Here is a 2,070-nt window from a genome sequence, read left to right as displayed (position 1 = left end):
TCGGTGAGCCCTACTTCTCTTTGTGATGCGGTCTTCACTGTCTCTTGCGAGACATGAGGCGCCGGTGTGCCGGCCGACAGGCCTGTGACTGTGTTTTCCTCTGTGCCTTTGCTGCTCGTTCGGGGTGGCGCGGAGTCCTCTTTCAGGGGCAGGAGTACAGGGGGTTGAGTGTCGGTGACGGGGATGAACTGCAGGTTGGTGGAATCGGAGATCAGGTAGTAGCCGTGCAGGTCGAAGTCGAGGATCTTCTGCAGGGCGTCCCAGTTTGCGACGTGGCCGATCCATCCGCTTTCTCTGTAGAGGATGTATCCCTGTTCATTGACGAAGTCGTCTCCGAGAGCCGCCCAGCGCCCCGTCAGGGACGCGCCGTTCGGCAGCACCACGGTGCCGCCGGAACCGACCTGATAGGTGTAGGAGCGGGTCGAGTGCGCATACGAGCGCGTGAAAGGTGCGAAAAGTTCCGGTGTTGCCTCTGCGGACAGAGGGACTCGCGCCGGAGGCTCCAACTCGTCGGAGTTGTGGCTCTGGGGATGGAAGCTGTCCATCCAGGATTCTGGAGCTGTCACCGTGATCGATCGGCCCAGCTCCCAACCCTCCACCTGCGGGTCCAAACCTGCTTCTCGAGCACCCCCAAGCCGTCTCTGACGCCGAGTCGCGGAAGCGTCGTGCACACCCGCGGAGCCACCCGTTCTGGTGTTTCGCCTGCTGCCTTCAATAATTTCGAGTCGGTCCTGTGGCCGGTGTCGCCTGCTGCCCTCCACGAACTCGGGCATCACGGGGTCAGGGACACTTCCCGCTTGGCTCTGCAGGTTTTGGTTGAGGGCGATGTGAGCTTCGGGAGAGCTACCGAAGTCCATTGCCATTTTCTGGGCAACTTCGTTTGCACGCAGAGTGGGTTGCGTTCGTCCTCGGTCACGGCCCAAGGCGAACGCCACTACGTCTATAGTGCTGTTGTACAGCTTCCGATAAGATCTGGCCTCGTCTGAAAGCTGTCCGGATTCGGCCGGAGGAGCGACGTGGAATTGGGCGACGATTTCCGCCGCCTGCTGTCGGAGTTGGCTGCCGTCAGGTGCTTCCCGAAGGTATTCGTGCGCGTAGCGGATTCGGTCTGACCACTCTTCGAGCACTGCGGCAGTGGGCTGGGGGTATCTGGCGTTCTGTGGTTGAGAGTTCGTACCGGTCCTCGTTCCGTGGGTCCGGAGCGGCATCTGTGGCAACTGCCCGACTTCCTGAGAACCCCAGCCCCGAGGCGGACGCCTTGCGAGGTGCTCAGGACTTCCAGCAAGGCGATGGAGGACGTTGCGCTCCAATTCGCTGATGGCGAACTCGCGCTTACTTCCCTGATTGTCTTGACGCCATGCAGTCGCCTGGACAAGAACAGCCTGCAGGGCCGGCGTATTGCCTGGCTGGGCAAGGGCAGTTTTCACGGCTGCGTCGACATCTTTCAGGTTTGTGCGAGGCCGCAGACCAGGGAGTGCTGATATTTCTTTCCAATTTTCCATTGCTTCGGGCGGTGGCCAGTTCGCCGACTCGCCGGACAGCGCCTCGCGAAGCCTGGCGCTGTCGTACATCACCTGCGTCCACTGCTTCCTGACCTGCTCCCATGAACGCCCGTCATGATCAAGAAGATTCACGGTGTAGGCGAACTCTGAAAGGTCGGTGTCCAGTTTCGGCAGCACAGACCTGACGACGGTGCGGTCCAGCTCGACAGTACCCTGCGGGCCCCCCTGAATGAGCCGACTCGTTCGAAGGGTGCTGCGTACCAAAGGTTGAACTGCGTCCCGCTTCAAAAATTCGAACCCGAGGGCGCGCTGGTGGTGTACGACGTTGAGCTCGCTCGTGATCCGCAGCATCCGGTCCAGGGCACCTGCGAGCCCATCGCCCGCCAGCCGCGCTTGCAGCGCCAACTGCTGAGCATGGTGGTCAGAGCCCAGTCCTGCTATCCAGGCGGCTGCATCCCACCGGGCTTGCGTACGCCGCTTGAGGTCCTGGTACTGCTCACGAGCCTGGGCGACGCCGTTGACGTCTGCCAGGTTGCGCAGTTCAACGAGTACCTTGCCACGGTCCAGT

At 61.6% G+C, this 2,070-nt stretch carries 1 protein-coding gene; it reads right to left on the bottom strand.

Annotated features, from left to right (window positions below):
- Positions 1-1,907 (bottom strand): hypothetical protein (locus AC3ET4_RS30645; RefSeq protein ID WP_431955209.1); only part of this gene is annotated, 1,907 nt, incomplete at its 3' end.
- Positions 1,908-2,070 lie beyond the last annotated feature (163 nt).

This window comes from Actinacidiphila sp. bgisy167 (genome assembly GCF_057707665.1).
The sequence above is the reverse complement of the archived record's forward strand: the minus strand, read 5'-3'. Positions and strand labels throughout refer to the sequence as shown.